Source organism: Filimonas lacunae, from assembly GCF_002355595.1.
GTDB classification, from domain to species: Bacteria; Bacteroidota; Bacteroidia; order Chitinophagales; family Chitinophagaceae; genus Filimonas; species Filimonas lacunae.
The window spans coordinates 5,227,133-5,251,820 of the sequence record NZ_AP017422.1 but is presented as its reverse complement, the minus strand read 5'-3'; the positions used below and the strand labels follow the sequence as shown (position 1 = coordinate 5,251,820).

At 44.4% G+C, this 24,688-nt stretch carries 22 protein-coding genes; 10 read left to right on the top strand and 12 right to left on the bottom strand.

Annotated elements, in window-relative coordinates; translation table 11 throughout:
* Window positions 1-191: 191 nt before the first annotated feature.
* On the bottom strand, window positions 192-1,421 hold the full coding sequence (gene rocD / locus FLA_RS20605; RefSeq protein WP_084206497.1) for an ornithine--oxo-acid transaminase: 1,230 nt from the start codon (window positions 1,419-1,421) through the stop codon (window positions 192-194).
* Between the two features lie 627 nt (window positions 1,422-2,048).
* Between rocD and rpmB the strand changes: the two genes are divergently transcribed.
* The 5 genes from rpmB (at window position 2,049) to FLA_RS20580 (ending at window position 4,250) form a co-directional block, all read left to right on the top strand.
* The gene (gene rpmB, locus FLA_RS20600) at window positions 2,049-2,285 is read left to right on the top strand and encodes a 50S ribosomal protein L28 (protein WP_076382121.1); all 237 of its coding nucleotides are present in this window, start codon (window positions 2,049-2,051) and stop codon (window positions 2,283-2,285) included.
* 61 nt (window positions 2,286-2,346) lie between these two features.
* Entirely contained in the window at window positions 2,347-2,529 is a 183-nt protein-coding gene (gene rpmG, locus FLA_RS20595) for a 50S ribosomal protein L33 (RefSeq protein WP_076382120.1), read from the top strand.
* Window positions 2,530-2,557: 28 nt separating this feature from the next.
* Complete coding sequence (locus FLA_RS20590; RefSeq protein ID WP_076382119.1) at window positions 2,558-2,731, top strand: DUF4295 family protein; 174 nt, start codon at window positions 2,558-2,560, stop codon at window positions 2,729-2,731.
* Window positions 2,732-2,828: 97 nt separating this feature from the next.
* The gene (ftsY, locus tag FLA_RS20585) at window positions 2,829-3,785 is read left to right on the top strand and encodes a signal recognition particle-docking protein FtsY (protein WP_076382118.1); all 957 of its coding nucleotides are present in this window, start codon (window positions 2,829-2,831) and stop codon (window positions 3,783-3,785) included.
* 78 nt (window positions 3,786-3,863) lie between these two features.
* Window positions 3,864-4,250: a hypothetical protein gene (locus FLA_RS20580; RefSeq protein ID WP_096511213.1), complete on the top strand. Its 387-nt coding sequence runs from the start codon at window positions 3,864-3,866 to the stop codon at window positions 4,248-4,250.
* Between the two features lie 100 nt (window positions 4,251-4,350).
* Here FLA_RS20580 and FLA_RS20575 read toward each other — a convergent pair whose 3' ends face one another.
* On the bottom strand, window positions 4,351-4,830 hold the full coding sequence (locus FLA_RS20575) for a hypothetical protein (protein ID WP_076382116.1): 480 nt from the start codon (window positions 4,828-4,830) through the stop codon (window positions 4,351-4,353).
* Window positions 4,831-4,871: 41 nt separating this feature from the next.
* On the bottom strand, window positions 4,872-5,342 hold the full coding sequence (locus tag FLA_RS20570) for a hypothetical protein (protein WP_076382115.1): 471 nt from the start codon (window positions 5,340-5,342) through the stop codon (window positions 4,872-4,874).
* Window positions 5,343-5,433: 91 nt separating this feature from the next.
* On the opposite strand from FLA_RS20570, the gene rimO reads away from it, so the two are divergent.
* On the top strand, window positions 5,434-6,747 hold the full coding sequence (rimO, locus tag FLA_RS20565) for a 30S ribosomal protein S12 methylthiotransferase RimO (protein WP_076382114.1): 1,314 nt from the start codon (window positions 5,434-5,436) through the stop codon (window positions 6,745-6,747).
* Window positions 6,748-6,826: 79 nt separating this feature from the next.
* Window positions 6,827-8,419: a bacillithiol biosynthesis cysteine-adding enzyme BshC gene (gene bshC, locus FLA_RS20560; RefSeq protein ID WP_231940298.1), complete on the top strand. Its 1,593-nt coding sequence runs from the start codon at window positions 6,827-6,829 to the stop codon at window positions 8,417-8,419.
* 4 nt (window positions 8,420-8,423) lie between these two features.
* Here bshC and FLA_RS20555 read toward each other — a convergent pair whose 3' ends face one another.
* From FLA_RS20555 to FLA_RS20530, 6 genes are all read right to left on the bottom strand, one after another.
* Window positions 8,424-9,905, bottom strand: a complete 1,482-nt coding sequence (locus FLA_RS20555) for a RagB/SusD family nutrient uptake outer membrane protein (RefSeq protein WP_076382112.1) — start codon at window positions 9,903-9,905, stop codon at window positions 8,424-8,426.
* 1 nt (window position 9,906) lies between these two features.
* Entirely contained in the window at window positions 9,907-13,422 is a 3,516-nt protein-coding gene (locus FLA_RS20550; protein WP_159445184.1) for a SusC/RagA family TonB-linked outer membrane protein, read from the bottom strand.
* Window positions 13,423-13,616: 194 nt separating this feature from the next.
* Window positions 13,617-14,729 (bottom strand): FecR family protein, encoded by a 1,113-nt coding sequence (locus FLA_RS20545; RefSeq protein ID WP_076382111.1) that lies wholly within the window; start codon window positions 14,727-14,729, stop codon window positions 13,617-13,619.
* A 36-nt stretch (window positions 14,730-14,765) separates the two neighbouring features.
* Window positions 14,766-15,341, bottom strand: a complete 576-nt coding sequence (locus tag FLA_RS20540) for an RNA polymerase sigma factor (RefSeq protein ID WP_076382110.1) — start codon at window positions 15,339-15,341, stop codon at window positions 14,766-14,768.
* Between the two features lie 15 nt (window positions 15,342-15,356).
* Complete coding sequence (gene purE, locus FLA_RS20535; protein WP_076382109.1) at window positions 15,357-15,878, bottom strand: 5-(carboxyamino)imidazole ribonucleotide mutase; 522 nt, start codon at window positions 15,876-15,878, stop codon at window positions 15,357-15,359.
* A 3-nt stretch (window positions 15,879-15,881) separates the two neighbouring features.
* Window positions 15,882-17,003, bottom strand: coding sequence for a 5-(carboxyamino)imidazole ribonucleotide synthase (locus tag FLA_RS20530; protein WP_076382108.1), 1,122 nt, complete (start codon window positions 17,001-17,003; stop codon window positions 15,882-15,884).
* 250 nt (window positions 17,004-17,253) lie between these two features.
* On the opposite strand from FLA_RS20530, the gene hppD reads away from it, so the two are divergent.
* The gene (gene hppD, locus FLA_RS20525; protein WP_076382107.1) at window positions 17,254-18,387 is read left to right on the top strand and encodes a 4-hydroxyphenylpyruvate dioxygenase; all 1,134 of its coding nucleotides are present in this window, start codon (window positions 17,254-17,256) and stop codon (window positions 18,385-18,387) included.
* Between the two features lie 186 nt (window positions 18,388-18,573).
* Entirely contained in the window at window positions 18,574-19,329 is a 756-nt protein-coding gene (locus tag FLA_RS20520) for a L,D-transpeptidase family protein (RefSeq protein WP_076382106.1), read from the top strand.
* Here the strand turns inward: FLA_RS20520 and FLA_RS20515 are convergent.
* From FLA_RS20515 to FLA_RS20505, 3 genes are all read right to left on the bottom strand, one after another.
* Window positions 19,326-20,585 carry an aspartate kinase gene (locus tag FLA_RS20515; protein ID WP_076382105.1) on the bottom strand — a complete coding sequence of 420 codons (1,260 nt, stop codon included), beginning with the start codon at window positions 20,583-20,585 and terminating at the stop codon, window positions 19,326-19,328. The genes FLA_RS20520 and FLA_RS20515 overlap by 4 nt on opposite strands.
* Before the next feature lie 20 nt (window positions 20,586-20,605).
* Window positions 20,606-21,961, bottom strand: coding sequence for a pyridoxal-phosphate dependent enzyme (locus FLA_RS20510; protein WP_076382104.1), 1,356 nt, complete (start codon window positions 21,959-21,961; stop codon window positions 20,606-20,608).
* Between the two features lie 140 nt (window positions 21,962-22,101).
* Window positions 22,102-23,682 carry a S41 family peptidase gene (locus tag FLA_RS20505; RefSeq protein WP_076382103.1) on the bottom strand — a complete coding sequence of 527 codons (1,581 nt, stop codon included), beginning with the start codon at window positions 23,680-23,682 and terminating at the stop codon, window positions 22,102-22,104.
* Window positions 23,683-23,838: 156 nt separating this feature from the next.
* Between FLA_RS20505 and FLA_RS20500 the strand changes: the two genes are divergently transcribed.
* On the top strand, window positions 23,839-24,678 hold the full coding sequence (locus tag FLA_RS20500; RefSeq protein ID WP_084206507.1) for an N-acetylglucosamine kinase: 840 nt from the start codon (window positions 23,839-23,841) through the stop codon (window positions 24,676-24,678).
* The last annotated feature ends 10 nt before the right edge of the window (window positions 24,679-24,688 follow it).

Below are 24,688 nucleotides of genomic sequence, written 5' to 3'. Positions count from 1 at the left end.
ACACTATTGTTTTCTAAGAGCTTTTGATTTGCCCAGGGCGGTAGCATTAGCTGGCCAGATGGTTGTAAGTTTTGCGAAGAGAAATGGTATGTTTCGTCAAGAAGTTGCTTTATACCATCTTGAAGAGTCTTCTAAAAGAAATGAGATATAAAAACAGGAGAAGTTGGTGAATAACCTCTCCCGTTTTTATTTTATAACTGTTGCAAAGCGCTTCCAATAATATCAATGCTTTCCAAAACCTGCTCTTCTGTAATGGTAAGGGGAGGGGCAAAGCGAATTTTATCGCCATGGGTAGGTTTGGCCAGTAAACCTCTATCTTTTAACTCCAGGCACAATGTCCAGGCTGCTTCCGGGTCTTTGTGGGTAATCACTGCTGCGTTCAGCAGGCCTTTACCGCGAATGGTGGTGATATGTGGTGATTGCAGTGCAGCCAAACGGGTTCTGAATAATTCGCCCATAGCAGCTGCATTTTCCGCCATGTTTTCTTCTTTCAGCACTTTTAAGGCTTCCATTGCTACTGCACAGGCCAGCGGATTGCCGCCATAGGTAGAACCGTGTTCGCCGGGGCGTATGTTCAGCATTACCTCGTCATCTGCTAACACAGCCGATACGGGTAGGGTGCCGCCGCTGAGGGCTTTACCTAATATAAGAATGTCGGGGCGAACGTTTTCGTGATCGCAGGCGAGCATTTTGCCGGTACGTGCCAGCCCTGTTTGAATTTCATCGGCTATAAATAACACGTTGTATTGGGTACAAAGTTCGCGTACACGGGTAAGGTAACCGGCATCAGGCACTACCACGCCTGCTTCGCCTTGTATGGGTTCTACCATAAAGGCAGCTACGTTTTTATCCTGCAAGGCTTTTTCCAGTTCGGGAATATTGTTGTAGGGAACGAGTTCAAAGCCGGGCATATAAGGGCCAAAGCCTTTATAGCTGGAAGGGTCGGTGCTGGATGATATAGCGGCCAGAGTGCGGCCCCAGAAGTTGCCTTCGGCAAAGATGATCTTAGCCTTGTTCTCTTCCACGCCTTTTTTATCGTAGGCCCAGCGGCGTGCCAGTTTAATGGCTGTTTCGCCACCTTCTACGCCGGTGTTCATGGGAAGCACTTTCTGGTATCCAAAGTACTGTGTGATAAATTGCGAGTATTCGCCCAGCAAATTACTGTGAAAAGCGCGTGAGGTAAGTGTAAGGCGTTGCGCCTGTTGTATCAGGGCCTGTATTACACGTGGATGGCAATGCCCCTGGTTTACAGCGGAGTAACCACTTAAAAAATCGAAATAGCGTTTGCCCTCTACATCCCACACAAAAACTCCTTCGCCTTTTTCTAATACTACGGGAAGGGGGTGGTAATTGTGCGCGCCATATTGTTCTTCCAGGCCCAGGTAATAAGCTGATTGCCCGGCCATTGTTTGAGTAGCCATAACAAGTGAATTATAATGTAAATAAATGTGAGGGAACGTATAGTTTCCCTATATGAGTTGCAGTTGCACCAAAAGTTATATGGAGGTAATTATCCCCAAACGGGATGATTCAGTAAGTCCAGATTATAAGATAGGAAGTGCCTCATATATCCTCAAAGCTATTGAATTTATATGAGAAACTACTGTGGGTATCGCTCTAGTAGTGGGGATGAATTATAGCTGCACTATGTATTTAGTATAGCTGAACTACGACTGATGCCTATACACGTATCGCTATAAGGTCGCTATAAACACGCTGTAAGGTCGCTATAAACTCGCTATGACTAAGTAGGTTCTGATAAATATTCTGTAATAGAATAGTACGTTACCTGCTATACAGGCGTAATGGAGTGATAATTAGAGCTAATTTAGTCAAAAGTGGTGATAAATTGGGTAGAAATGTGAAGAAGCTTCCTAAAAACATTGGGAAGAGCAAGTGTAAAAACGTACCTTCGCGCCGAACAATCCTTTTTAACAATACGGGGTTGCAAATGTTTTCTTTTCCAGAATTATTTTAAAAAATAAAGTGTTTTTCTTTTGGTAGTTCGGTGGATTTGACGACCTTTGCCGTCCGAAAAAATTACTGTCATGGCTAGAGTATGTCAGGTAACAGGTAAAAAACCAATTGGTGGTCATTATGTTTCTCACTCAAACATTAAGACTAAACGTCGTTTTTTACCAAATTTACAGACGAAACGTTTTTATTTTGCTGAAGAAGACCGTTGGGTAACTTTAAAAGTATCCACAGAAGCATTAAGAACTATTAATAAGAACGGTCTGTCCACTGTGATCAAAGAATTGAGAGCGAAGGGCGAGAAGATCTAATCTTTTCATTACCAATAGCTTTCAACATATTTAAAGTTTATAATAATAAATTGCTTATACAATGGCAAAGAAAGGTAGCAGAGTTCAGGTGATATTGGAATGTACCGAGCACAAGACCAGCGGTCAGCCTGGTACTAGCCGTTACATCAGCACCAAGAACAAAAAGAACACTCCAGAACGTCTGGAGCTGAAAAAGTACAATCCAATCCTGAAGAAGGTGACTGTACACAAAGAAATTAAATAATACGGCAACGTTTTAAAATAGTAAGACAATGGCAAAAGCAGCTTCCAAGAACGCGAAGATTAAAGATGCTAAGGCTTCAGCTGAAGCTAAAAACTGGACTAAAGTGATTAAGGCTGTTCGCAGTCCTAAGTCTGGTGCCTATACTTTTAAAGAAGCTATTGTGCACAAAGACAAAGTTAAAGATTTCTTAGCTGAGAAATAATTTAGCTTTAGCCTGATAATATTCAAGAGCTTTCATGTAAGTGCATGAAGGCTTTTTGTATTTATTTTTGGTTTATTATCCTACAAATAGTACAGGTATGAGTTTTTTAGGAAAATTGTTTGGTAAGAAGGAGAAAGAGAGTTTAGACCAGGGATTGCAGAAAACCAAAGAGACCTTTTTTTCAAAGATCACCAAAGCCATTGCAGGCAAAAGCTCTGTTGATGAGGAGGTGCTGGATAATCTGGAAGAAGCATTGGTAAGCGCCGATGTGGGTATTGAAACTACCATACAGATAATCAAAAGAATTGAAGCGCGTGTAGCACGTGATAAATATGTAGGGGCCGGCGAACTGAATAAGTTGTTGCAGGAAGAAATTGAAGCGGTGCTGGTAGAAGCACCTGAGCAAGGCTATCGCAACTTTGAGATACCGGCCGATAAAAAACCTTACGTAATACTGGTTGTAGGTGTGAACGGTGTGGGCAAAACCACTACTATTGGCAAGTTGGCGCATAATTATAAGAAGGCAGGCAAGCAGGTTATTCTGGGTGCAGCCGATACTTTCCGTGCAGCCGCTGTTGATCAGCTGACTATCTGGAGCGAACGTGTAGGGGTGCCCATTGTAAAACAGGCTATGGGTAGTGATCCTGGTGCTGTGGCTTTTGACACCATGCAAAGTGCTATGGCTAAAGGGGCCGATGTGGTAATTATAGATACCGCGGGCCGCTTGCATAACAAAGCACATTTGATGGAAGAGCTGGGTAAAATTAAAAGGGTGATTAAGAAGGTGGTTCCCGATGCGCCGCACGAAGTGTTGTTGGTGCTGGATGGTTCTACCGGACAAAATGCCCTGGTGCAGGCGCAGCAGTTTACTGCTACTACCGATGTAAGCGCTTTGGCCATTACCAAACTGGATGGAACCGCTAAGGGTGGTGTGGTGTTAGCCATTGCCAGCCAGCTGAAAATTCCTGTAAAATACATAGGTGTGGGAGAGAAGATTGATGATCTGTTGATATTTGACAGACATGAATTTGTAGATAGCCTATTTAAATTGTAAGTACAGCTAATAAACTTTTTTGGGAAAACACCGTTTATTATTATCGTATCCGTTTTTTCACCCAAAAGCCCGTGATATATGACTATGAAACTACTACTGGTGATGGCATTTTGCACGCTGACCATTAATAGCCATGCTGAGTATAAAGCATTTACCCTTTATAAAGGCAAAACAGTAGCTTCTGCCAGCGCAATCGTTACGCGTCTGTGTTCCGAAATCACTATTACAGCAGATCAGAAAACGAAGGTTACAGAAATTATCAGCACTTTTATTGATGAAAAAAATAAGATTCTTCCCTTACAGGAGTCTAATAAAGCAGCCTATGAAGAAAAACGGGCCAGCTATTTTAAAATATTAAAAGCGAAATTATCAGAGGTGTTGCTGAAAGTGCAATTGGAGAAATTTTTACAACTGAAACCCAAAGTCGCTGAAACAGATAATACTTTGTATTATCTGTTTTATTAATACAGGTTAACTGGGTTTTATTGTATCACTATATTTAATCAGGAGGTGAGCCAGTAATACTGTGCTTTCCTCCTGATTCTTTTTTTTGGGGGGGTATCTATTAAAGAGTATACCGTATGCCCAAACCTCCCCAGCCTCCTTCAAAGTAACTGTAGCCGATCAGGTTTAAAGATGGTTGCCAGTCGAGACTGATGTTAATGGGGGCTCCGGAAATTTTATAATCCAGGCCTAAAACGCCATCAATACCCAGTGCAATGCCGCTGCTACGATCGGGGTATTTGTCTTTCCAGTTATTATTGTAAAAGCCCAGGTGCGCGCCGGGGCCTACATACCATTTTAATCCTTCTGCGCCTTCAATATCACCATGAATTTCATATAAGCCGGTGGCTCTAAAGCCATTGCTCCAGAAATAGGCCAGGCCTTCTATGGCTGTGTTGTCGTTGGTGAAGGTTTTAAACGAAAGAGCGCCCGGGTAAACTTTTACACCAATAGCAGTTTGATAATCACTACCCAGGTTTTGGGCTTTAACACCGGATAGCATTGCAAGTGCGATAACGAGTGCCAGCATTGATTTTTTCATGTGTGGTTCTTTGATTTTTGTATAGATAAATGCCTGTCTGCTTAAAACGTATACCTGATAGCAATGCCGCCAAAGTTGGGGGTAAAGCCTTCCGAACCGGCTAAAATGATAGATGGTTGCCAGTCTAATGATATGTTAATGGGTAAATCTGGGATTTTATAGTCTAATCCGAGAATGCCGTCAATGCCAAATTCAGCCGAACTATTCGATTCAGGCTTGTATTTATTCTTCCAGAAACCTATATGCGCACCTGGGCCGGCAAAGGCTGCAAGCCCCGGAACTTCGTCAAATGTGTAAAAGGTAAATTCGTACAGGCCGCCTACCCGGAAGCCTTTTTGCCAGAAGGTAGCCTGGGCTTCGATGTTTTGCGTGGGGTTCAGAAACTTTTTCCAGGTAACAGATAAGCCGCCGGGAAATTTAAGACCCAGGGCCTGGTCGTAGTGGGCATCCTGCGCACGTGCCTGCAGGCCCAGCAGGATAACCACCAGCAGAAGCAGTATTTGTTTTTTCATGTTGTTATTTGTGGCGTAATAGCAGGAAGTGTACCAAATTTAGCTTTAACCCCTACTTTAAACCTGAAACGCTACCTTTGCATTCTTTATTATGAAGGCGAGAACATTACAGAAAGATAAAGTAAACATTATTACCCTTGGTTGCAGTAAAAACCTGGTGGATAGTGAAGTGTTGAGCGGGCAACTAAAGGCCAATGAAATTGACGTAGTACACGAAAATTCCAAGCTCGATCATAACATCGTTGTGGTAAATACCTGTGGTTTTATTGATAAAGCCAAAGAGGAAAGTATTAACACTATTCTGGACCAGGTAGCTTTAAAAAAGAAAGGCAAGCTGGACAAGGTATATGTAACCGGTTGTTTAAGTGAAAGATACCGTGGCGACCTGGAAACTGAAATTCCGGAGGTGGATGCCTGGTTTGGTACGTTTGAACTGCCTTTGATATTAAAACAGTTTGATGCTGATTATAAAACAGAACTGGTAGGTGAGCGCTTTTTAGCTACTCCCAAGCACTACGCTTATATGAAAATAAGTGAAGGCTGTAACCGTACCTGTTCGTTCTGTGCTATTCCGTTAATGCGTGGGCAGCACGTGAGCCGTTCTATTGAATCACTGGTAGCAGAAGCGGAAGGGCTTGTGCAAAAAGGTGTGAAAGAAGTGATGTTGATTGCACAGGAGCTTACTTATTATGGTTTAGATCTGTATAAGAAAAGGCAGCTGGATGTGTTACTGAATAAACTGGCCGATGTAAAAGGGCTGGAATGGATTCGTTTGCACTATGCTTATCCGAATAAATTTCCGATGGAAGTGCTGGATGTAATGCGCGAGCGTGATAACATTTGTAACTACCTGGATATGCCTTTACAGCATGCCAGTGATAACATGTTAAAAGCTATGCGCAGGCAAAGCACCCGCGCCGAAATGGAAGATATTATTGCGGCTATACGCGATAAAAATCCGGGTATTTGTTTACGTACTACTTTAATCACCGGCTTCCCGGGCGAAACCCGTGATGATGTAGAGGAGCTGAAAGACTTCCTGGTAAAACAACGCTTTGACCGTGTAGGTTGTTTCACTTACAGCCATGAAGAAAACACCAGCGCTTACGATTTGGAGGATAACATTCCGGCTGATGAAAAGCAAAGACGTGCACAGGAAATTATGGAAGTGCAGCAGGAAATCAGCTACGAGAAAAACCAGGAGAAAATTGGTAATACTTACAAAGTAATTATAGATAAGAAGGAAGCGGGCCGTTATTTAGGACGTACTGAATTTGATAGTGTTGAGGTGGATAATGAAGTGGTGATACAATCTGATAAAAAACTGCCGGTAGGCGAGTTTGTAAATGTAAAAATTACTAAGGCATACGACTACGACCTGGAAGGTGAGGTGGTAAGCCAGTAGTTGGGAGTGGATAGTTGGTAGTTAATCGGGGCTGATAGAACAGGCATTTATAGTAACTGACAGTTAAGAATTGTTTAAGATGAGTGAAGCAACTTTACAGCAATTGATGAAAACGGATTGTAAGTATATCACGTACAACGAAACCGGTTACTTTAGTAAAATTGTTTCTGACTACTTATCGCGTGATGAGAAGATGAAGCCTTTTTACGAGCATGAAACTTCGTTGGAAGGTATTAAGCAAGCTATCCGTAACAGGCAGGCATTTGCTACCAACAGACCGTTATTGGTAAAGGTGTTGAAAGAGCAGTATCAGGGGTTGGAAACAACGGCCCTGGTTCAGCAGCATATAGAAGCGTTAGGTGATGATAAAACCTTTACCGTTACCACCGCACACCAGCCTAATATTTTTACCGGTCCTTTTTACTTTATATACAAAATACTGCATGCCATTAAACTGGCCGCTTCTTTAGCGCAGCAGTTGCCAGAATACAAGTTTGTGCCTGTGTATTACATGGGTAGTGAAGATGCCGATCTGGACGAAGTAGGCACTACTACCTTACAGGGCAAGAAGTATAAATGGGAAACCAAACAAACAGGTGCTGTAGGTCGTATGAAAGTAGATAAAGCTTTTATACAGCTGATTACTGAAATGAAGGGGCAGTTGGGCGTTCTTCCTTTTGGCGAAGAAGTAACCGGGCTGTTTCAGGCTTTTTATACAGAAGGTACTTCTATACAACAAGCTACCCTGGGTTTGGTAAATGCTTTATTTGGCAAATATGGTCTGGTGGTGTTAGTGCCCGATCATGCGGAGTATAAGCGTGCTTTTGCTCCGGTGATTGAAAAAGAACTGAAAGAACATTTTTCTCATACTGCAGTGGCAGAAACGCTGGAGCAGCTGAGCAAGCACTACAAGGTGCAGGCTGGCGGCCGCGAAATAAACCTGTTTTATCTTACGGAGAACAATAGGGAACGTATAGAAGAACCAGCTTTTCCTTTGGCGCAAATGCTGGAAGAGCTGCAAACGAATCCAGAGCGCTTTAGTCCTAACGTTATTTTACGCGGTGTGTTACAGGAAACCCTGTTGCCTAACATTGCCTTTATTGGTGGTGGTGGCGAGCTGGCTTACTGGCTGGAACTGAAACAGGTGTTTGCTGTCGCCCAGGTGCCTTACCCGGTGCTGTTAGTGCGAAACTCCTTTGTGTGGGTGGAAAAGAAACGTGCAGATCAATTGCAGGAGATGGGGCTGGAACTGGTGGACCTGTTTTTATCGTTACACGACCAGATGACCAAGGTTACCAAAATTAAAAGCGAAAACCCCACCAGCTTGCAAAGCGAAATAGCGGCTGTAAGAGATTTGTATGCCACTATTGAAAAAGCAGCCTCTAAAACAGAAACCAGCTTATCGCAGCATGTGCAGGCATTGCGCACGCAGGCGGTGAAAAAGCTGGACCAGCTGGAAAAGAAAATGCTGAAGGCCGAAAAACGTAAGTTTGGCCAGGAAGAGTTTCGTTTACAGCAAATAAGGCAAGCTTTATTACCCAATAATAACCTGCAGGAGCGTGTAGAAAACTTCTCTACCCTGTACAGTCAATATGGGAATAAGATACTGGATGTGTTGCTGCAACATTCGTTAACACTGGAGCAGCAGTTTGGAATTATTATTACTGATTAGGCGGTTACAAATCGTTTTGTGTAACCAGCCCGCTACTATAATTTATTTCATCCTGTGGTATTAACCATTGCCACAGGATGCTTTCTACAGGCACAGTAAACACCTCGGCCAACGTAGCATCGTGATTAGCCCCTGTTCTATCCAATGGTAAGTTTAAGCGTTTTAAATCGAGGAAACGGAATCCTTCTCCCCATAATTCTGTGCGGCGTTGTCGCATTATTTCGGTAATCAGCGCCTGACCTGTGCGTGTAGATTTTGTATACATAGAGTCGCGCTGAAAAGCTAGTTGGTACAGTGCATCCTGCGCGCCACCATTATCCCCGGCGCGGGCTTTGGCTTCTGCTTCAATTAAATACATTTCGGCTGCCCGCATATTGGGCACATCGCCAATGCTGCTGCTGGTAGCAGTTAAAAACTTCCGGTTCATATACTGCTTACGAACGCCATTGGCGGGGATTGGGAAGCTGGTATTGGCCCCGGTAGAATCCCACAACTGCTTTCTTACATCCGTTTTGCTAATGTTTCTATACAGCATTGAGCTGATGGCTTTGGGGTTGGTGCGAATGTCGGATGACGCATAATTCGCACTCATATAAGCAAAGAAAGAATAGAAGTAGGTGGTTTGATCGGCTGTTTGCTGGCTGCCCCACATCCACTCTATATTGGAAATGTTATTAAAACCCGTGAGGTAGTCGGCGCGGCTCATCAAGCTGTAGCCTTGCCTTGCAGTGGCGGCATACACTGCGGCGCTATCCCAGTTTTGCATGGTTAAGGCCACCCGGGCTTTTATTCCCTGTGCTACCTGCACGTTAAAGTGCGATTTATAGGTTCTGTTATAGCCTGTTAAGTTGGTGATAGCGCTGTCTAAATCTGTATTCACCTGTGTGTATACCTGTTCCACAGTGGCACGTGCCAATGGATCGGTGCTACTGCTTAAACGTAAGGGAACGCCGGGCTGGGTATTAGGCGCTGCGTCTTTGTTGTACCTTTTCCCGTATAACTGCACCAGCACAAAATGAGCCCAGGCGCGATATACATAGGCTTCGCCTTTGATAGCCCTTTTGTCAGCAGCGGGTCCGGTGGCCCTGTCCACATTTTCAATGATCATATTGGCATTGTGGATGATTTTATAGTAAAAGCGATAAGGATATAAATCGGTAGTTCCGGTAACGGCCCGGTGTGCTTTCCAGCGGTACGAATTGGTGAACCAGCCACTGCCTGTGCCTGTTTTTACCAGGTCTTCGCCCATATAGTCCAGGTTAATGGCCACTGAGCCTTGTCCACCCTGATCCTGCTGGGCATATTGAATGTACAGCGAGCGATGAATGCCGTTGATAGCACCCCATGCGGTGGTAGTGTTGGCAAAAGCTTCGTCTATAGTTGCGCTATCGTTGGGGGTGGTGTTGAGGTACGACTTTTTACAGCCAGTGAGTAAAAGACCGGTAATAACCAATGATGTAAGCGATATGGACTTTAAAAGATACATTCTATAAAGTTATGTTTAGGCCCAGGGTGTAAATGCGTGCCGGTGCGTAAGCATTAAAAGCTAAACCCGAGTACGCTTGTTGCGGGTTCATGCCTTTGCGTGCTGTTAACCAGCCCAGGTTTTCGGCTGTAATATAAAGCAGGGCATCCTGTATATGCAATAACGCCGTTGTTTTTGCGGGTATTGCCCAGGTAAAGGTTGCTGAGCGAAAGTTAAGGTAGCTGCTACTTACCAGGTAGCGGGTGCTTTGTTGCTGGTAGTTGCTTACCTGGCTGTAATCCATACGCGGCACATCGGTAATATCGCCCGGTTTTTGCCAGCGGCGTAATACATCGGTATGTAACGCTTCGCCATAATTACCGGTGTTCATCAGGTAGGCATAAGGGGCATCGTAAGTTTTGCCGCCTACCTGGTAGGTGATTAAAAAGCTTAGTTTGAAGTTTTTGTAGGCTACCGTGTTGCTAATGCTGCCATAAAAATCAGGTATAGCAGTGCCGGAATAAGCAAAGCGGGCATTAGAGTAATCGGTTGTTACAGTATCTCCTTTTGCGTTAATGCGTGTGGTACCAGCCACAAATTTATCGGCTACAAACAGGCCTGCTCCATCATTTGGGTCTACTCCGTACCATTGACGCAGCCAATAGTCATAGATAGAATGCCCCACCATTCGTTTGCTGGTTTCTTCAATAATTTCCTGTTGGGGTTGGCTGGTAATTTTATTAGAGAAAATAGTCCAGTTGAGGGTAGTGGCCCAGCTAAAGTTTTTCTTCTGCAACCAGGTGCCAGTAAGCTGCACTTCTAAGCCGCGGTTGTAAGCGGTGCCAATGTTCATGTTCTTAGCATCAATACCTCCTGAAACCGGCAGGGGAACACTGTACAACAGATCGTATGAGTTTTTGTTAAAGTATTCTATGGTACCGCTCAACCGGTTGTTGAATAAGCTAAAGTCTACACCCAGGTCCAGCTGTCGGTTGGTTTCCCATTTCAGGTCTTTGTTTTCCAGTGACGATTGCAGGTAACCGGGTTCCAGCGCGTTGTTCCTGTTTAGCTGGTACAGGGCCTGCCAGGCGTAGTAGTTGTTGTCGCCGGTAGAGTTGAGGATAAAGTTGTTGCCTACCACACCATACGAGCCGCGCAGCTTTAACATATTCACCCATTTCAGCTGGCTGATATATTTTTCCTGGTCTAAACGCCAACCTGCACCTACCGACCAGAAATTACCCCAACGGGCATGCTGGTAAAAGCGGGAAGAACCATCACGGCGAAAGGAAGCTGAAAAAAGGTATTTGCTTTTAAAATCGTAGTTGATACGTGATAAATAGCTTTCTGTACGGTCTTTATAGGTATAGGAGGTGAGGTCTGTAGTAGTGGTAAAGTTGATCAGTTCTGTATTGTTTTCTAATATCTGTCCGGAGCGTGCCCCATAAGAATACCGGTAATTGAAATCGTAGTTTTCGTGACCGGCCAGCACATCTATATGATGCTGGTTGAATGATTGGTTATAGGTGAACAGCTGGTTAAAAGTATAGCTGGTGGTGGCGCTGCTGGTTTTGCTGGCCCGGCCATTGTCGCCTGCTCCATCACCTACAATTTTGTTGTCGTAGGTAGGGTTGTCGAGGTTGGCGAGGTCTACACTTATGTTGGAGGTAAAGTTTAAGCCTTTATACAGGGTGATGGTGCCGTAGCTGCGGGCGCTGATAGTGTTTGTTTTTTTGATGTTCTTATTCAGAGCGGTTTCAGCTACTACGTTGCGGCCTGCTTTGCCACCTGATGCCCGGTTTAGGCCCAGCTCGTATTGCTTTTGACCGTTATTGTCCAGTATAAATGCGCCTGTGGTGGCATTGTGCTGGTACACGGGGTAAATAGGGCCAATGTCGCGTGTAAAGAAGAAGGGGTTTACGAAACCGGTACTCAATTCGTCGTTGGCATTATTGCCATTGGCTATGGCAGCCGACAGGTTAAGGCCGGTTTTAAACCAGTTCAGGGGCTGAGTGTTCACATTTACACGGCCGGTGAACCTGCGAAAGTCCGACTGGTTAATAAACCCTTTTTCATTGTTGTAACCCAGGGAAATATAATAGTCCCTTCTTTCTGTGCCGCCGCTGGTGGCCAGTGTATAGTCCTGCCGCTGGCCGGTGCGTGATAGCGCTTTGTACCAGTTGAGATCATCTGGGTATAATAATCGGGCATTGGGGTTAATGGTGCCATCCACTCTTACTATATCTGTGCTGGCTACGTTAAACGGGTTATTCACCAGCAGCTGGCTGATATCGGAATAGGCGGTGCCATTGTAGTTTTGTTTGCCAGCATTGGCACCTGTTGTAAAACGGGGATACACGCCGGAAGCCAGCTGGTTGGCGTCTGCTATGGGAATTGCATTAGTGCCGGAGGCCGGGTATACCAGGCTGTTACGCAGCGCTTCCCACATTAAAGGATAGTATTGATAGGCATTCACCCGGTTGTATTCGGGCATGCCACGGGTGTAAATGCCCTGGTTCACCCGCAGCTGCACGCGGTTTTGCCCTCTTTTTCCTTTTTTGGTGCTGATCATAATAACACCATTCACGGCTTTATTACCATATAAGGCGGTTGCGGCCGCGTCTTTTAAAATGGAAAAGTTGTCAATATCGTTGGCGTTAATATCGGAGATGTTGCCATCGTAAATAGCCCCGTCCAATACAAACAAAGGCGCGTTGGAAGCGCTAACCGATCCAAAGCCCCTGATGCGTATGGTGGGGGATGAGCCGGGCTGCCCGTTGGAGGAAGTGCTTTGTATGCCTGGTGCAGATCCTTCTATATAATTCAGTACGTTGGTTACGGAGCGTTCGGCTATTTTTTCTGAATTAATCTGTGCTACTGAACCGGTATAAGCGCCTTTACGGGTGGTGCCATAAGCTACCACCACAATTTCGCTGAGCGATTCGGCAGTAGCTTCCATCATAATGCGATAACGGGTAATGCCGCTGCTAACGGTTAATTCACGTGGTACAAAGTTTAAAGAGCTAATATCTAAAGTAAAGGCCGGTGCTGTAAGTGAAATGCTGAATGTGCCGTCAGGCGCACTGCTAATGCCTTTATTGGTTCCTCTTACCTGTATAGCTGCGTTGGCAATAGGTTTGCCGTTTTCATCTACTACGGTACCATGTATGGTAATAGTATCGGGTAGTTGTGGATAGGGCGGAGGAAGGGGAATAGAAGAGGGCGCTGTTAAACGGGTATCGGTAATGCCTATTACCTTTTCGCTCATCAGGCGGTGGCTAAGCCCCAGCTGTTTTAGCGTGCGGGTAAGTAGCGTTTCCAGTGATTCGTTTTTGGCCCAGATATCTACCTTTTTGTGTATGGGAATAACAGCTGCGCTGTAAGAAAAGCGGTAGCCGGTTTGGCTTTCAATGATATTGAAAAATTGTTCGAGGCTTATTTGTTTTACACTTAACGTTACCCGGGCGCTTTGTGCAATGCCTTTATCGGCAAAAAACAGGCAACCACAGAGTAACACAAAGGTGGTCAATCTCATCATGCGAAATAAATAGTTTAACCCTTTAGGTAAGGGCATGCCAGGATATACAATTTTGTATACCTTAGTTTTGGTTTTGTAAGTTACGGGAAATGCAAGAGCCTCGCAAACCTTTACATTCTCCCTGGTAACTTTTTTAAAGAGAAGAGGCGCCGGGCGGCGCCTCTTTCTTTTGTCTTTCTCATGTATATACCCCGTTAGTACAGGATTAGTTTTCGACTACCCTCCATTTTGTAATGGAGCATAGGAATAGAATATTTAATGGCATCCATCACTTTTTCAAGTGTTTCGCCTTCAAAACTACCGGTGTAAGGAATGTTTTTAATGGCGTCGTTTTTAATTTCAACGGTAATGCCATACCATTTTTCCATTTTATCGGCCACTGTTTCCAGTGTAGCATTGTCAAATGCCAGTTTATTTTCGGTCCAGGCTGTTTCGGGCAGGTTGTTCAGCAATCTGTTTTTAAACAAACTGTCTACATGTGGCGTTGGACTGCTTACCGTGTGGTTGTTAGCCGAATCGCCCTGCCTGCTTTTTGCTACCACCAGTTTTTGCATGGGCAGCAGTATATAGCTTTTGCCTGATTCTCCTTCTTTTTTCAGTGTTACCTGCACCTTGCCGCGTATAAGCGAGGTTTCTTCTGCAGCTTCATCGGGGTAAGAGCGCACATTAAATGCAGTGCCCAGTACCTCTATATCCATTGTCATAGTGTGTATGATAAATGGATGTGCAGCGTTTTGCGAAACATCGAAATAAGCTTCTCCGGATAAAGTCACTTCCCTGTTGCCAGTAGTGAAGTTTTCCGATAAAACCAGGTTGCTTTCACCGTTCAATATCACTTGTGAGCCGTCGGGTAAACGAAGACTTCTTCTTTCGCCCGGCTGTGCTGCAAATGTTTTTGTTTTTTCTACTATGGGCGACAGGTTTTTGAACCCCCAATATCCCACTACCACCAGGCCTGTTACGGCAGCGGCTGCGGCATAGGTGCGCCAGCTTAACTTTACCTGTTTGGCAGGTTGGGTTTGCCGGATCACTTCCGTGTCTACCAGTTTTTTTATATTGTCCAGCTTGTTTTGCAGTGTGGCGGGAATAGGTTCTCCATTTTGCTGCAAAGCAGTCCAGTTAGTGATGTGTTGTTCCAGTAGCTGCTGCTGCTCTTCTGTTAATTCGCCGCTTGCTAACTGCTCCATTAGAAAAGCAGTTTCTTCCGGTGAACAGTTATTGTTCAGGTAGCGGACGAATATGGTATTGAAATCAGCCAGCGGCACTTTCTCTCTTTTTATTGAAGACGCGCGGTGAAACTTTTCCATCGGCTCTGTTTTGAAAAAAAAGTGAATATTTTTTAATTAGTTGTTTAGTGTGCTGATAATGAGTAAGATAATGGGAAAATATCTTTTGATATGTTTGGTAGCTTTTACGATATGATCGTTTACCGTGCTTACACCGATGCCCAATTCTTCTGCAACTTCGTCGTATGATTTTCCTTCCAGTTTACAGAGCTTAAACACCTGTTGGCGCACAGGAGGAAGGGTGGAAATGGCGCGGTGAAGGAGGGTGCGATTTTCTTTAGACAGCAGGTTTTCTTCAATATGGGTGTATTCTTCGGCGGCTACAGCTATTATTTGTGAACGCAGCTGTTTGTCCTGTTTCGCTTTTCTAAAGAAATCATACACCAGGTTCTGGCTTATCTTAAACAGATAGTTGCCCAAACCTGTGTGTATGTCCAGTGTATCTTTCTTATTCCAGATTCTTACAAAAATCTCCTGTAACAGCTCTTCGGCAATGGCTTCCGATTTGGTAAGCTTTAACAGGTTCAGGTACAGGGGATGGCTGTATTGCTGATACAGTTGATCAAACGCCAGTTTATCGCCTTTTGATAAACGCGTTAATAGTAGTTCATCCCCAACCTGCGAATTATTCAAAATATGCTTTGCTTACTAATCAAAGTTGTTAGGCCAGTCTTTGCTTAATTTACCCGCTTTATCCAATACGGCCTGGTTCATGTTAGCTTTATAGGTATCCATCTTTTGCGCAATAGCACTGTCGGATGTGCCAATGATCTGAGCTGCCAGCAAACCGGCGTTTTTGGCTGCATTTAAAGCCACGGTAGCTACCGGAACGCCATTAGGCATTTGTAAAATAGACAATACCGAATCCCAGCCATCAATAGAATTAGACGATTTAACGGGAACGCCAATTACCGGTAAAGAAGTAACAGAAGCTACCATGCCGGGTAAATGTGCTGCACCACCCGCACCGGCTATAATTACTTTTAACCCACGTTGAGCCGCCTGCTGTGCATAGTTAATCATGCGCAGGGGAGTGCGGTGGGCCGATACTACCGTTAATTCAAAAGGAATTCCAAACTCCTGCATTACTGCAGCAGCATCCTGCATAATATTCAGGTCGCTATCGCTACCCATTATAATACCAACCAGTGGTGCGTTTTGTGCTGTCATATCCTATGCAGAAATTACTTTTAAAGTGTTTTTGATTTTATGTGCCTTATAGGTAAGGTCAATTCTTTCGTTGCTGATGATGGTAACGTGACCCATTTTACGGCCCGGTTTGGTTTCGGTTTTACCGTACAGGTGTACAAACACGTTTTCCATTTTCAATACTTCGTCCAGCCCTTCGTATACGGCCTTGCCGGTGTGTCCTTCGGAACCTAAAATGTTTACGATGGAAGAGGGCAGTATGGCGGCTGTGTTACCTAAAGGATAACCCAGCATAATGCGCCACAGCATATCATACTGGCTGCAATAGTTGGCTTCAATAGTATGGTGGCCGCTGTTATGTACACGTGGTGCGGTTTCGTTCACCAGCACTTCGTCTTTTTCGTCAATAAACAATTCCACTGCAAACAAACCTGGGCTTTGCAGGCCTTTTACCACCCGCAGGGCAATGGCTTCTGCTTTCCACAGTTGTTCTTTTGGTAATTGTACGGGGCTTAACTGGTAGTCGAGCAGGTTTAATACCTGGTCAAACACCATTTCGGCAGGAGGGTAAATAGCCGTTTCGCCTTTTTCGTTCATAGCCACAATCAGGGCTATTTCCTTTTTAATCCTTACCATTTTTTCTAAAACGGAAGGTGCGTTAAAGCCTTTTTCCAGGTCTCTGGCATCCTGTATTACCTGAACGCCTTTGCCATCGTAGCCACCTTCGCCTACTTTATGTACGGCTGGTAAAAAGGAAGCAAGGTTTTGCAGGGCGGCCAGGTTTTCGGTTACTTCAAAAGGGGAGGTAGGCACTTCCTGCTGCTTATAAAATTGCTTCTGGGTTATTTTATTCTTGATGGTTTTAATAGCCGAAGGGCGTGGAAATACTTTTACGCCTTCTGCTTCCAGCTTTTCCAGGGCTTCTACGTTTACGCTTTCAATTTCAATGGTAATAGCGTTTAGCTGTTTGCCAAACTGGTATACGGTATCGAAATCACGGATATCTCCTTTCACAAAGTGGTGACACAAATGCGCTGCAGGGCAGTTTTCGTCGTTTTCCAATACATAGGTTTCTACTACATAATTGGCTCCCGCCTGTAATAACATACGGCCCAGCTGGCCACCGCCTAAAATTCCAATCTTCATAATGTGGTAAATCTGTAATCTGCGAAGATAAGGTTACGGTTTGGTATCTCTTTTCGGTTCTTTTGTTATATTTGTTAGCAACGATGCTACCAGATTACCCACATAAAAGATTTGGCGACCGCCGTGGTGGTTACGTGTTATTAATGGAGACCCTGGCCATGGGTTCGCTATAGTATCTCTCCTTTACTGTATTTACACAGAAATATACTACTGATCAGATAGTTATCATTAACGCTTATTACAATTATTTATGGAAACGATGATTGCCGGAAAGGCTGCGGTAGATGCGCAGGCCGATTTCCTGCCTTTGGAAGGCACGGATTATGTTGAATTTTATGTAGGAAACGCCAAACAAGCCGCCCACTATTATATGAGCGCCTTTGGTTTTCAGGCCCTGGCCTATGCGGGTCCTGAAACAGGGGTAAAAGACAAATCCAGTTACGTGGTGCGTCAAAACAAACTCACTTTTGTGTTAACCACGCCTATCCGCCCGGATAACGAAATAGCCGATCATATATATAAGCATGGTGATGGGGTGAAAGCCCTTGCCCTGCGCGTGAATGATGCCACCGATGCCTGGGAAAAAACCACCCAGCGCGGCGCCGAAAACCATTACATTCCACAACGCCTGGAAGATAAGGATGGTGCTGTAGTGTTAAGTGGTATTAAGCTGTATGGCGATACGGTGCATTTGTTTGTAGAGCGTAAAGATTACAATGGTGTGTTTATGCCGGGTTATGTAAAATGGGAGAACCCCCATTTTAAACCTACCTCTACCGGCTTATTATACGTAGATCATTGCGTAGGCAACGTAGGCTGGAACCAAATGAACAAATGGGTAAGCTTTTATGAAGATGTAATGGGCTTCCGCAACATTCTGTCGTTTGATGATAGCGATATCTCTACCGAATACTCTGCTTTAATGAGTAAGGTGATGAGTAACGGCAACGGCTTTGTAAAATTCCCGATCAACGAACCCGCTGAAGGCAAAAGAAAGTCGCAGATTGAAGAATACCTGGAGTTTTACAATGGCGAAGGCGTACAGCACGTAGCCATAGCCACCAATGATATCGTGGCCACCGTAACGGAACTGATGAACCGCGGCGTTGAGTTTTTAAAAGTGCCCAGCACTTATTATGATGACCTGTTAGACAGGGTAGGTAAAATTGATGAAGATATTGAGCCGCTGAAAAACCTGGGTATCCTGGTAGATCGTGATGATGAAGGCTACTTGCTGCAATTGTTCAGCAAGCCGGTACAGGACCGTCCAACCCTGTTTTTTGAAATTATACAGCGTAAAGGCGCTAAAAGCTTTGGAAAAGGAAACTTTAAAGCCCTGTTTGAAGCCATTGAGCGCGAGCAGGAACTGAGAGGTAACTTATAAAATAGGTTTATAAATTCGAAGTGTACAGTCCATGACTTTTCCAAGTCATGGACTTTTTAATTCTTCCCTTTTAGCAGCATTTTTAAAATAAACCTTCCTTTGTTGCGTTAGTCTGCATGTACGTATAATAGAAATTTAAGTATTCGTAAATGGCGTAAATGCCATTTATTAGATAATTTCGACTCTATGAAGAGAAGTATTCTGGCCATTATTTTGGTTTCCTGTGTAAATGTGATGTTTGGACAACAGACTTTTTTAGATCTGCAGAAGGCGCAACCCCGTGTGGCTTATGCGGTTAAGTTGAAGGAGGATACCTTGAAAAAACAGTTTGCAGCGGCTGGTTTACAGTGGCCTGCAAAACAGATATATGTTCGTTCTTTTAAATACGATAGCCAGCTGGAAGTATGGGTGCGTGGTTCTAATGCAGAAGACTTTAAGCTGTTTAAAACTTATAAGGTGTGTGCTATGGCCGGTTCTATAGGGCCTAAACGTATTTCGGGCGATTACCAGGTGCCGGAAGGTTTTTACTATATCAACGAGTTTAACCCGCGTAGTGTGTACCACCTGTCGTTAGGTTTGAACTATCCGAATGCTTCTGACCGTATTTTAAGCGATTCCTTAAAGCCCGGTGGTGATATTTATATTCATGGTAGCTGTGTAACCGTGGGTTGCATTCCTATTCAGGATTCACAAATTGAAGAATTATACATACTGGCCGCCAATGCTAAAAGCAATGGGCAGGACTTTATCCCCGTTCATATTTTCCCCATCCGTTTTAATAACCCTAAAAGCATGGAATACTTTTCGAGGGTTACTAAAGACGACCAGGATTTACAGCACTTTGCTGTGAAACTGAAAGAAGCTTACGATTTCTTTGAGAAAGAAAAGAAACTTCCCCTTATCTCCGTAAACGGCAAAGGGGAATATGTTCTGATGAATTAATTATAGTACAGTACCTGTGTTGTTTCTTTGGTTTTTTGTACCAGCACAATGTTTTTATCTGCGGTTCTTTCTTCGGCCTGCTGTGGGGTATAGTGCCTTATCGTTAACAGGGTAAGGTCTTTTTCTACCTGCACATCAAACGTGTTGCTTACTGCTGTTGCCAGTTGCTCAATTTTATCGCTGTTATTATCCAGGCAAATTTGCAGGCTAATAGCGCCGGATTGCACCAGGTTAGGAGTAATATTTAGTTGCCCAAACACCTGGTATAACTGGCTCATAGGTTGCTCTCCCACAAACGAGAAATCGTGTGTACGCAGGTGTATCAATGCCTGGTGTTGCTTTACCACCATAATAGGAGGTAGGTTTTTTACCCGTTGGCTGCTGATAACAGTACCTGGTAAAGAGGTATCTAAAAAGCATTTCACCAGCAGGGGAATGCCCTTGTTCTGTAAAGGTTTGATGGTTTTGGGGTGAATTACCTGTGCACCATAATACGCCATTTCTATCACCTCGTTAAAGCTGAGTGTTTGCAGCAACTGCGCTTCCGGAAACTCTTTTGGATCGGCATTCATTACGCCTTCCACATCTTTCCAGATAGTGAGGTTTTCAGCTCCTAATATATTGGCAAAAACAGCGGCCGTGTAGTCGCTGCCTTCGCGGCCCAATGTGGTGCTTTCGTTATCGTCGGTGCAGCCAATAAAGCCCTGGGTGAGTACAATGTTGTCTACGTCTTCCACAGCCTGTTTCACGCGGGTTTCCGTTTCGGTCCATTGGATATTGGCGTTTCGGAAATTGTTATCGGTGCGTATAATGTCACGCACATCCAGCCAGGTGTTGTTGATGTCTACTTCCTGCAGGTAAAAGCTTACAATAGTGGTGCTGAACAGCTCGCCAATGCAAACAATCTGATCGTAGTAATAGGCATAATCACGCACGGGCTTGTCGTGTAATAGCCATTCTACTTCGGTGAAAAAGTCGTTCAGCTGTGCGTAACAGGCGTTGTATTGTTTTACCAGCAGGTATTTGGCAGTGGTAATATGTTGGTTTTTAATAACGCCAAACAGTTCCAGCGCTTCTTCTTTTTTACCAGCATAAAAAGCTTCCGCTACTTTTTCCAGGGCGTTGGTGGTTTTGCCCATGGCGGAAATGATGATGACCAAACGCTCTTCGGCACTGTATTCGCGAATAATAGCGGCTGCGTGCTGAATTCTTTCTATGCTGTTAACACTTGCTCCTCCAAACTTAAAAACTCTCATATCTGATAAATGCTATTGTATTATTTGGCCAGGCTTTGAATAACATCGTATTTGGTTACAATGTGGTAATCGCCTTTTTCGTCTTTTGCCAGTACGGCGCCGTTGTCTTTATTAATTAAGTTGCTTAAACGTTCTACCGGGGTATCGAACGATACTACGGGGTAGGGAGCTTCCAGTACTTCCTGTACCTGCGCTGTTTTAATTTCGGGGTTGCTGAATATTTTCTGAAACAGCCCGCCTTCGCTAATGGCACCTATCAGTTCGCCTTCTTTAATAACGGGGATATGTTCAATGTCAAACTTCTTCATCAGCTCTACCGTCTCTGCCACTGTGGTTTCGGGTGTGGCGGTAACCAGGCGTTTGCTGCTGCGGCTGTTGACAATATCTTTAAACGATTTCACATCCAGGAAACCTCTTTCCATCATCCACTGATCGTTGTATATTTTGGCCACATAGCGGCTGCCGTGGTCGTGAAAAATACATACTACCAGGTCACCTTCTTTCAGGTGGTTTTTCAACTGTAGCAAACCTTGTAAGCAGCTGCCAGCGCTGTAACCGCAAAACAGGCCTTCTTCTTTGGCTATGCGGCGTGCCATAATAGCCCCATCTTTATCTGTTACCTGCTCAAAGTGGTCAATCACGCTCATATCGTAGTTTTCGGGAACAAAGTCTTCTCCAAAACCTTCCGACACATAGGGGTGTACTTCATTCATATCCGTTTCGCCGGTATGAAAGAATTTGGTTAACAGCGAGCCGTATACATCAATAGCCCATACTTTAACGTTGGGGTTCTTCTCTTTCAAATACATGGCTGTACCGGTTACGGTGCCACCTGTTCCGGCTGTACATACCAGGTGGGTGATACGGCCTTCGGTTTGTTCCCATATTTCGGGGCCGGTGGTTTCGTAGTGCGCCAGCCTGTTGGCCAGGTTATCGTATTGATTAAAATGGTAGCTGTTGGGTATTTCAGCTGCCAGCTTTTTAGCGATGGAATAATAACTGCGCGGGTCGTCGGGCTCTACATTGGTAGGGCATACAATCACCTCAGCGCCTACGGCTTTTAATATGTCTATCTTTTCTTTGGATTGTTTGTCGGTAGTGGTGAAAATACATTTATAACCTTTTACCACTGCGGCCAGTGCCAGGCCCATGCCGGTGTTGCCGCTGGTACACTCTATAATGGTGCCGCCGGGTTTTATTTTACCTTCTTTTTCGGCCACTTCCAGCATTTTCAATGCCATGCGGTCTTTGATGGAGTTACCGGGGTTAAAGTAATCTACTTTAGCCAATACGGTAGCGGGCAGCTCTTTCGTTATTTTGTTTAACTGTATCATAGGTGTGTTACCTATGGTTTCCAGTATGTTGTTTAACCACATATATTAAGGTGTATTATAGATTTTACGGTTATTGCTATAAAAGTAGAATAATAAAAGGCAACAGAAAAAATAATGCCTGATAACTGACGAAGGCGAATCTTTATCAGTTACCAGGCATTGTATATAAGAAGTGCGGTGGTTTATTGTTCCAGCGCCTTTTTAATCATAGGGTCCTGCATGTTCATTACCTCAAAGTAACCTTCTGTACGCCAAATCTGGCGGGCCAGGTAGGCTTTAATGGTTTGCAAAAAGTCTGTTTTGCTTTTACCGGTAATAGGTTTCAGGTCAATAGAATCTCTGCGGGCATAATTGGAAATCGCTTCCCATTCTTTATCACCGGCATTAAAGTCGCGTGCAAAATCGGTTGCTGATTTAAACTGCTTAAAGAAGCTTTTGTTGTTTACATAATAGTTATATACAAAGCTGTTTAAGGTTCCTTTTAAATACAGTTCAATGATCTGGCGTGGCTGACTGGCTGTGTCAAAAGGCACAAAAATATCAGGGGTAATGCCACCGCCACCATATACCGTATGGCCTTTCGCTGTTTTATAAGCCTTGCCTTTAGGGGTGCTGGTGTCTGCTTTTACCAGCTCGCCATTGTGCAGGCGTTCGATGAGGTCATCTTCGTATTTGTCTTTGCCTTTGTTATAAGGCTTTTGAATGTTGCGGCCTAACGGGGTATAGTAGCGTGCAATGGTAAGGCGTAACATGCCTCCATCACTCAGTTGAAATGGTTGCTGCACCAGGCCTTTACCAAAGGTTCTGCGGCCGATAATAGTGGCGCGGTCCCAATCCTGTAAAGCACCTGCTAAAATTTCACTGGCCGATGCAGATGTTTCATCTACCAGCACAACCAGTTGGCCTTTTTCAAATAAACCATCCAGTTTGGCATTGTAATCCTGGCGCGGCGTTTTGCTACCTTCGGTATATACAATCAGCTTGGTATCGCTTAAAAACTGGTCGGCAATGGCTACTGCTTCGCTCATGTAACCGCCGCCGTTTCCGCGCAGGTCTAACACCAGCTTTTTCATGCCTTTTTTCTGCAGGGTTTCCAGGTTAAACATAAACTCCTGGTAGGTAGTTTCTGAAAACTTGTTCAGGCGTATAAAACCGGTTTCTGGGGTAAGCATATAAGCTACATCCAGTGAAGGAAGTGGAATAGTGCCGCGGGTAATGGTGATTTTTTGGGTATCGCCGTTGCGTAAAACAGTCACCACTACTTTGCTGCCACCAGCGCCGCGCAACAGTTTTTTTACGTCATCGGCTTTAATCTTCTTACCGGCTATCATAGCGGTGTCGTTTACCGCCAGTATTTTATCGCCCACTTCCAGGCCTGCTTTATAAGAGGGGCCGTTTTCTATTACGTTTAACACGTTCACGGTATCTGAAAATACCTGGAACTCAACGCCAATACCCTGGAAATTGCCGTTCAGGTCTTCTGTAGCGCCTTCAACCTCTACCGGTGGAATGTATACCGAGTGTGGGTCCAGGTGAGCAAGCACATCTTCAATCACCGCATTGCTTAAACTATCCTGGTTAATATCATCCACGTATCGGCTGCGTACCAGGTCGTATACTTCCTGTAAGCTGTTTTTTTTCGCATTTTGAAAGAACCCCGGTGTTACAGTCTCTCCTCTTAACTTAAACCCTAAAAACATACCTGCTGTCAATACCAAAGCAAAAAGCAGTGGTAGCCAAACCTTCAATTTTTTACTTACCATTGGGCTGTTGTGTTTGATCCTTTGTTTTCAAAATGCGAATATCCAACAAATACATTAAAAACACAATCCTGCATACACCAGCGGCGAATGCGCATTTTTATGCGTTTTTATTGGCTTATTATTAAATTACACGACATTACATCTAAATTTCCTTTTATGGCAGTGAAGCTAATAGCCGATAGTGGCGCCACCAAGTGCGAGTGGCAGCTTTTGGATGGGGGTAAGAAGAAAAAAATGATGACATTGGGCATTAGCCCCTACTTTTTATCATCCGAACAGATTGTGGCTTTACTGCAAAAGGAGCTGCTACCCAAGCTAAAAGGGGTTACTGTGGAGGAAGTGTATTATTACGGCACCGGGCTTAGCAATCCCAACAATGTGCAGATTATTAAAGGCGTGCTAAAAAAGCTGTTTCCGCAGGCGCATAAAGAGGTAAACCACGATATGTTTGGCGCTGCCCGTGCCTTATGCCAGCACGACAAGGGAATGGCCTGCATATTGGGAACCGGCAGTAACATTTGCTATTACAACGGGAAAAAGATTGTGAAAGACAGCCCGGGTTTGGGCTATGTGCTGGGTGATGAAGGCAGTGGTGCGTACCTGGGCAAAAAGGTGATTCAGTACTTTTTGTATAACACGTTTGATGAAGATTTGAAGGCGCGTTTTGTAGCCCGCTTTGAAACCAATGGCGTGGAGATATTGGAAAACGTGTACAAGAAGCCACTCGCCAACCGCTACCTGGCTTCTTTTGCGGTGTTCCTGGCCGAAAACCGCGGACACTACATGATTGAGAATATTATTGAAGATGGCCTGAACGACTTTTTCTTCCAGCATTTATATAAGTTCCGGGAAAGCTGGACCATGCCTATTCACTTTGCCGGTAGCGTAGCCTTCGGTTTTAAAGATGTGCTGAAAGACCTGTGCGGTACATACGAGCTGGAACTGGGCCGTGTGTTAAAAAGCCCCATGCAGGGTTTGATCCAATTCCATTCCTGATGCTATATTA